Source organism: Argonema antarcticum A004/B2, from assembly GCF_023333585.1.
GTDB lineage: Bacteria > Cyanobacteriota > Cyanobacteriia > Cyanobacteriales > Aerosakkonemataceae > Argonema > Argonema antarcticum.
This window is the reverse complement of sequence record NZ_JAIQZN010000173.1, coordinates 1-7492: the sequence shown is the minus strand read 5'-3', so window position 1 is coordinate 7492 and position 7492 is coordinate 1. Positions and strand designations below refer to the sequence as shown.

7 protein-coding genes are annotated in these 7492 nt (G+C 44.1%); 5 read left to right on the top strand and 2 right to left on the bottom strand.

Annotated elements, in window-relative coordinates:
* Nucleotides 1–134: 134 nt before the first annotated feature.
* From LAY57_RS34370 to LAY57_RS34350, 5 genes are all read left to right on the top strand, one after another.
* Nucleotides 135–1286, top strand: coding sequence for a formylglycine-generating enzyme family protein (locus LAY57_RS34370; RefSeq protein ID WP_338022547.1), 1152 nt, complete (start codon nt 135–137; stop codon nt 1284–1286).
* A gap of 302 nt (nt 1287–1588) precedes the next feature.
* Nucleotides 1589–2878: an RNA-guided endonuclease InsQ/TnpB family protein gene (locus LAY57_RS34365; protein ID WP_249071770.1), complete on the top strand. Its 1290-nt coding sequence runs from the start codon at nt 1589–1591 to the stop codon at nt 2876–2878.
* 152 nt (nt 2879–3030) lie between these two features.
* Nucleotides 3031–3876 (top strand): ATP-dependent sacrificial sulfur transferase LarE, encoded by an 846-nt coding sequence (gene larE, locus LAY57_RS34360; protein WP_249071767.1) that lies wholly within the window; start codon nt 3031–3033, stop codon nt 3874–3876.
* A 395-nt stretch (nt 3877–4271) separates the two neighbouring features.
* The gene (gene pckA, locus LAY57_RS34355; RefSeq protein WP_249071765.1) at nt 4272–5942 is read left to right on the top strand and encodes a phosphoenolpyruvate carboxykinase (ATP); all 1671 of its coding nucleotides are present in this window, start codon (nt 4272–4274) and stop codon (nt 5940–5942) included.
* Nucleotides 5943–6106: 164 nt separating this feature from the next.
* Nucleotides 6107–6793 carry an SAM-dependent methyltransferase gene (locus tag LAY57_RS34350; RefSeq protein WP_249071764.1) on the top strand — a complete coding sequence of 229 codons (687 nt, stop codon included), beginning with the start codon at nt 6107–6109 and terminating at the stop codon, nt 6791–6793.
* 3 nt (nt 6794–6796) lie between these two features.
* Here LAY57_RS34350 and LAY57_RS34345 read toward each other — a convergent pair whose 3' ends face one another.
* Nucleotides 6797–7162, bottom strand: a complete 366-nt coding sequence (locus tag LAY57_RS34345) for a DUF4864 domain-containing protein (protein WP_249071761.1) — start codon at nt 7160–7162, stop codon at nt 6797–6799.
* A gap of 42 nt (nt 7163–7204) precedes the next feature.
* Nucleotides 7205–7492: hypothetical protein (locus tag LAY57_RS34340; protein WP_249071760.1), on the bottom strand; the 288-nt coding region annotated here is incomplete at its 5' end.

Below are 7492 nucleotides of genomic sequence, written 5' to 3'. Positions count from 1 at the left end.
TAGGATTGTGTCTGGAACTTTCCCTGAGTTAGAATTAACGGTTGACCGGGTATTAGCAGCGGGAGAGTAGCAAATTTGGTGGTGCGATCGCATATTAATCCAAAATCCCAAATCAGCTGGTTATCAAAGGCACAATGACAGAGAATCCCAATCGACCCAGAGAATATGATGCCGTGTTGGGCGGTCAAAATCCGCCGCCTATTGATGCGGCTGTTTTAGGAGGATTGCAAGGCGTTAAACGACGGTTAGCAAATCCAGAAGTAGAAGTAAGAGTTGCGGCACTTTCGGATGCACTTAAATATGGAGAAGCAGGCTTAGACTTAATAATTAAAGCTTTGCAAGATGAATCGAAGCTGGTAAAATTTACTTCATATTCCTTGCTCAAAGATAGAACAGAACCAAAAGTTAAACAGAAGCTAGATAAATTTCTTCCCTTCTGTGAGTTTGATGTTATCGTCGTTAATAAATTTGGGCAAGAAATCAGTTGTCACCACCAGTTCAATCAATATTTTACCGAAGATTTGGGAAATAGCGTTTTTATGGAAATGCTGTTAATTCCAGGCGGAAGTTTCCTGATGGGTTCGCCGGAGACAGAGGCGGAAAGACAAAGTTATGAAAGCCCTCAACATAAGGTAAAAATTTCATCGTTTTGCATGGGCAAATATCCTGTGACCCAAGCACAGTGGAAAGCCGTTGCAGCTTTACCTCAAGTCAATATTTCTCTAAATCCCGATCCATCCTGTTTTAAAGGTGCGAATCTACCAGTGGAGCAGGTATTATGGGAAGAAGCAGTGGAATTTTGTGCCAGATTGTCTCAAAAAACTGGATACACTTATCGGTTGCCCAGCGAAGCGGAATGGGAATATGCCTGTCGCGCTGGAACAACAACGCCTTTTCATTTTGGCGAAACAATCACGCCCGAACTGGTGAATTACAAGCAAGGGGAGACTTCCACCTCTGAAGCCCAAAGCACCTTTCATAATAAGACAACACCAGTCGGGAGTTTTCCTCCTAACTCTTTTGGATTGTACGATATGCACGGGAATGTGTTTGAATGGTGTGCTGATTATTGGCATGACAATTATGAAGGTGCCCCCAGCGATGGTAGTGTTTGGAAATCTAACGATCCTAAAAAGCTACTGCGCGGTGGTTCGTGGGCTTACTATCCCAGAGTTTGTCGTTCGGCGTTTCGCTTCCGTAGCGATGCGAGGCAAAGGTATCCAGTCACTGGTTTTCGGGTCGTGTGTGTTGCTGCGTGGAATGATATCGTTTCCGGTTGTGTCTGAATCATTATGGCCGCAGAGGGGAGGGGGTAAGAGGGGAGGGGGTAAGAGGGGAGGGGGTAAGAGGGGAAAAACGAATAATTCCGACGCAGACGGATTTGATATGAGTAGCTTTTTTTAATCTTGTTTTACCTTAATGTCGGCAGAAGGCTCCCGCTATAACCGAGGGGGATTTACCCTCGCGTAGCGAGTACCCCCGATGATTTAGCGGTGAGATGAATGCCGACCCGCTAACAATTGAGCGATAGCGAATCATTATAATTCTACCCGTGTTTGTGTTGGGTAAAATGTGGTATCATCCTACCATGTTAGTAATAGAAGCAAAGTTAAAAGGAACTCAATCACAGTACAGTAAGCTGGATGAAGCAATCCGCACCGGACAATTCATCCGCAACACTTGTCTGCGATATTGGGAAGATAACAAAGGAGTCACTAGGAACGACCTCCAAAAGCTTTGCTCGGTACTAGCAAAAAACAAGGAAACCCCTTGGACAAAGAAACTTAACTCTCAAGCTAGGCAGGCTCATGCTGATAGAGCGTGGTCTGCTATTCAGCGTTTTTATGAAAACTGTAGATTGGGTAAGCCTGGTAAAAAAGGCTACCCCAAATACAAGAAGTTCAGCCGTTCCATTGAGTACAAAAATAGTGGATGGAAATTATCTGCTGATAAAAGACAGATAACATTCACCGATGGTTTTGAAGTAGGAACGATGAACTTATGGAGTTCTAGGGATTTGGTCTGGTACTCAGAAAAACAAATTTCTAGGGTTCGAGTTATCAGACGTGCTGATGGCTACTACGCTCAGTTCTTAGTGGACTGGGATAGAAAAGAGGAGCATGAGCTTCAAGGGAAAATGACGGGAATCGACTTAGGGCTTAAAGAGTTCTACACCGATTCTGATGGAAATACTGTCGATAACCCTCGATATCTGAGAAAGTCCGAACGTCGCCTCAAGATGCTGCAACGCCGGGTTTCTAAGAAGCATATCAGGGGCAAAAAGCAGTCTAATAGATACCATAAAGCTCGCAGGGCTTTAGCCAAACAACATCTCAAGGTAAGTAGACAGCGTGAAGACAAGGCTCGTAAAGATGCTCTGGCGCTAGTTAGATCTAACGACCTAATTGTCTACGAAGACTTGAAGATACGAAACATGGTGAAAAATCATCACTTAGCTAAGTCTATTAGTGACGCATCTTGGTATCAATTCACTCAATGGCTTCAATATTTTGCCAAGGTTCACGGTGTCATTGTTATCGCTGTTCCACCTCGCAACACGACTGTTGATTGTTCGTGCTGTGGAGCGAAAGTGAAGAAAATTCTTAGCACCAGGACGCATATATGTAGCCAGTGTGGAACGGTTTTAGATCGCGACCACAATGCCGCAAAAAACATTTTGGCAAAAGGATTCAAGCTGTTAGCTGAATATTTCAACAGTACCGTAGGGCATACGGAATCTGGAGCCAAAAGCTCAAAAGCGCAGGGAGAAACTAACCTCTGGCTTAAGAACGGAGACGTTCTTGCTCTAAGTTGGCTCGATGAACTGCGAACCAAGAATTCTTGGGAATCCCCCACTATATTCGGTACTCCGAATTAGTGGTGGGAGGATGTCAGTGTTCTTCTCTTGCCTTCTGCGCTTCTTTTTCGTCAATCCGAGATTCTAAGTGGGAGCATAGCAAATTTTGTGGTGCGATCGCATTTTTGAACTATTTTGGAAATATGGATCGTTGTACTGAAGTAAAAGGGATTATGATGTCGCCAAAATTACAAAATTTAAAAGATATTTTTGCTGAAATGGATCGGGCCTCGATCGCCTATTCTGGGGGCATTGACAGCACTTTGGTAGCAAAAATAGCTTATGATGTTTTGGGCGATCGGGCCTTGGCCATCACCGCCGAATCTCCCTCATTACTGCCAGAAGACTTGGAAGATGCGCGAATCCAAGCTGCTGAAATTGGCATTCCCCATGAGGTCATCCAAACTCACGAAATGGAGAATCCCAATTATACCTCTAATCCTGTCAATCGCTGTTATTTTTGCAAAAGCGAATTGCACGACACTCTCAAACCTTTGGCGTTGCAGCGCGGTTATCCTTATGTGGTCGATGGGGTGAATGCAGACGATTTGAAAGATTATCGTCCGGGGATACAAGCGGCGAAAGAAAGGGGGGCCCGATCGCCCTTAGCAGAAGTTGGTATAACTAAAGCAGAAGTGCGAGAAATATCCAAACATTTGGGTTTACCTTGGTGGGATAAACCAGCGCAACCTTGTCTGAGTTCTCGCTTTCCTTACGGCGAAGAAATTACTGTTGCCAAATTGCAAAGAGTAGGCAGATGCGAACTATATTTGCGTAAATTAGGTTGGCGAAATTTGCGCGTTCGTTCCGAAGCAGATACAGCCAAAATTGAATTACCGCCCGAACAAATAAAAGAGTTTGTTTTAACAACAGATTTGCCAACATTGGTGTCGGCGTTTCAGTCATTCGGCTTTCTCTATGTAACCCTGGATTTGGAAGGTTATCGCAGCGGCAAATTGAATCAAGTTTTGACGCCAGAAATCCGCAATTCCACAAGATCGGGAATGGCGATCGGCTAGCAGCAGTAGAGTGCGTTACGCTAAAAGCTAACGCACCTCAATCTATTTACAGTGGCTTGCAGCCGAATGAAGTACACCTCAGAAACCCGGTTTCTTGAAGAAACCGGGTTTCGCGTACCTACTCATCTGAAAGGCGCTGTATTTCGATATATAGCAAGGTTAGAAGCGGTTTAACAAAATTTGTTGAAAACTTCATATAAAATTTACAAAATGCCGCCTAGCTTGATGTAAGCGTGCGCCTCCGATCGGCTTTAGTTTCCAAAATCTAAATAAATTATTAATAAAGTTAAACATTTGTTGAGTAGGATTAAAAATTCTCATTTTCGCTGAAAAGGATATGTAAACATCGAATTATCTACAAGTATGTGCAAACCCATTCACCAATAGGTGTTTATATGAATACAAAAACTTACGATTTAGCTTCTCTAAACTTGAAAAGTCTGAGTGGTTTAGCTCAGACTTTTTGCCAAGTTAGCAATGGGATGAATGAAAAGTCTTACGGACTAGAGCTTTTAGGCATAAAAAACCCCGGTCGGATCTACCGCAATTTATCAGTTCCTCAGCTAGTGGAACACAGTTTAGCGCGGGGAGAAGGAGTCTTGGGAAACAATGGCGCTCTTTTTGTGAGAACTGGGAAATACACGGGCCGATCGCCTAAAGATAAATACATCGTTGACGAACCAAGTATCCATGATGAAATAGATTGGAATAGCGTCAATGTTCCGCTTTCCGTGGAAAATTTTGACCAAATCTACAAGCGGATGCTGGCTTATATTCAAAGCAAAGACTTGTATATCTTTGATGGTTATGTTGGTGCCGATCCAAGATATCAGCTAAGCGTCAGAGTCATTAATGAACTAGCTTGGCAAAATTTATTTGCTCATCAACTTTTCATCAGACCAACAGCAGAAGAACTAAAAAATCATTACTCTGATATTACCGTTATTGCGGTTCCAGGTTTCCAGGGAGATCCAGATATTGATGGCATCAACAGCGAAGCATTTATTATTCTCAACTTAGTCAAAAGAATCGTTTTAATTGGCGGTTCTCAGTATGCTGGTGAAATCAAAAAATCCGTCTTTTCCTTCATGAATTACTTGATGACAAAACGCAATGTTTTGCCGATGCACTGCGCTGCCAATATGGATGATAACGGCAACACAGCATTATTCTTTGGACTTTCTGGCACTGGTAAAACAACTTTATCTGCCGATCCGACACGCCGGTTAATTGGCGATGACGAACATGGTTGGTCGGAACAGGGAATATTTAACTTTGAGGGTGGATGTTATGCCAAAACAATTCGGCTTTCAAGGAAAAACGAACCGCAAATATGGGATGCGCTTCGTTTTGGCGCTTTGATTGAAAATGTAATCTTCGATGAAGAAAGCAGATTGCCCAATTATGACGATGATAGCTTGACGGAAAATACTAGAGCAGCTTATCCAGTGGAATTTATTCCCAATTGTGTTATTCCTGGTGTGGGAGGTCATCCGAAAACGGTCATTTTCTTGACTGCTGATGCGTTTGGGGTTTTGCCACCGATCGCAAAATTAACTAATAGGCAAGCAATGTACCACTTCATGTCCGGTTACACGAGTAAGTTAGCGGGTACGGAACGAGGTGTTACTCAACCAGAAGCTACTTTTTCATCCTGTTTTGGTAAGCCGTTTTTGCCACTTTCTCCTAGTATTTATGCTGAGATGTTGTATGAAAGAATCATCCAGCACGACGCTGATGTGTATCTGGTGAATACGGGTTGGACTGGTGGGCCTTTTGGCGTCGGTCGTCGCATTGAAATTAAAGACACTCGCGCTATGGTTGCGGCGGCTATTAATGGCGAGTTAAACCATGTAAAATTTCATCACCACCCGATTTTCCAAATTTTAGTACCGGAAGCGGTTCCTGGGGTTAATAGCGCGATTTTAGACCCTGAAAAGACTTGGGCCGATCGCGTAGCTTATGAGCAACAGGCGAGAGCTTTGGCTAGGCGTTTTGTAGAAAACTTTAAGCAGTTTCATCGAGTTCCTCTGGAAATTATGGAGGCAGCCCCATGTATGGAGTAATATGAAATTCGGGTTTATTAAGTAGGTGGGCGTAAATAAACTCAACTTTCAGAAACCCGGTTTCTTGGAGAAACCGGGTTTCTAAGGGCCTTGAAGTTTTACGTTTAAAAAGTTTTTATAGAATGGGTGATACTAATTAAAATTGGCTTTGGAGGGAAAAAGCAGTGGGCTTAAAGCTTGAGCAGGTAATTCCGTGGGGCCGATCGATGCAGGAATATGTCAAGATGTTTGGTTTGACACCAGACGATTTGAGGTTGGCGATTCTGGATTGTGCGGGTGGCCCAGCAAGCTTTAATGCTGAGATGACGCGCCAAGGGTACAAGACGATCTCTTGCGATCCGGTTTATCAGTTTACGGGAGATGAAATTGCCAAGCGAATTAACGATACTTATCAAATAGTTATTGAAGGTGTCCAGGCAAATCTGGACTCATATATTTGGGAAGATATTCAGTCACCAGATCGACTGGGAAAAGTTCGGATGACAGCGATGCACCAATTTTTAGACGATTTCCCAGCCGGACTTCAAGAAGGGCGATATTTAACAGATGGGTTGCCGGTTTTGCCTTTCAATAGCAATCAGTTTGATTTGGCTTTGTGTTCTCATTTCCTGTTTACTTATTCCGATCAACTTTCAGAAGAATTTCATCTGGCTTCGATTTTAGAAATGAGTCGCGTTGCCAGAGAAGCGCGGATTTTTCCCGTTTTGAATATATCGGGGGAGGTGTCGCCATTACTTGAACCAGTAATGAATAAATTGGAAATGCAGGGATACACTTTGGAAATCAGGCAGGTTGCTTACGAATTTCAAAAAGGCGGCAACCAACTGTTGCGAGTATGTCCGCCAATGTGAAGTTTATGGGATGGTTTGCCCTTCTACGGGAACTAGATAGCACCCGTGAATTCTCCAACTGCCGTTGGGCTGATTTTCCATGACGTAAAGGGCCCTCATTGGCACACCGTCGGGATCGAGTAGGAGTACTGGTTGACTTAAGTATCCGTTGACGATCGCAAGATCGTCAAACACCACCGCACGCGGGCGGTACACTGCTTGGTAATGAGTCGTTACCATTTCCATAAACATTTCGGGGCTTTGGAATGTCGCCTGAATTCCCGGAGTTGCAAAGGAGAATGCAGTAATTGCATCGTCAATTTGAAATGCTTCCAGCTGGCTTTCAATAACGCCGCGAATGGCTATGCGATCGGTATCGGTAATTTGCATATCTTTCACCTCGATGGATATAGCTCCTAGTTAACTCCCTGATCAGATTATAGAAAGTCTGATGCCTTGGAGAAAACCCACAGAGGGATATACAGCCCTTGTCAGGTGAGGGAGGTATAGCATTTGGGAGAGTGAGAGAGTGAGAGAGTGGGAGAGTGAGAGAGTGAGAGAGTGGGAGAGTGAGAGAGTGGGAGAGTGAGAGAGTGGGAGAGTGGGAGAGTGAGAGAGTGGGAGAGTGAGAGAGTGGGAGAGGGGGAGAGTGGGAGAGTGGGAGAGTGGGAGAGTGGGAGAGTGGGAGAGTGGGAGAGTGGGAGAGTGGGAGAGTGGGAG

Bases quoted from the DNA above. Each gene is read 5' to 3' on its own strand.
- LAY57_RS34370 (WP_338022547.1), top strand. From the start codon at position 135: ATGACAGAGAATCCCAATCGACCCAGAGAATATGATGCCGTGTTGGGC.
- LAY57_RS34365 (WP_249071770.1), top strand. From the start codon at position 1,589: ATGTTAGTAATAGAAGCAAAGTTAAAAGGAACTCAATCACAGTACAGT.
- pckA (WP_249071765.1), top strand. From the start codon at position 4,272: ATGAATACAAAAACTTACGATTTAGCTTCTCTAAACTTGAAAAGTCTG.
- larE (WP_249071767.1), top strand. From the start codon at position 3,031: ATGATGTCGCCAAAATTACAAAATTTAAAAGATATTTTTGCTGAAATG.
- LAY57_RS34345 (WP_249071761.1), bottom strand. From the start codon at position 7,162: ATGCAAATTACCGATACCGATCGCATAGCCATTCGCGGCGTTATTGAA.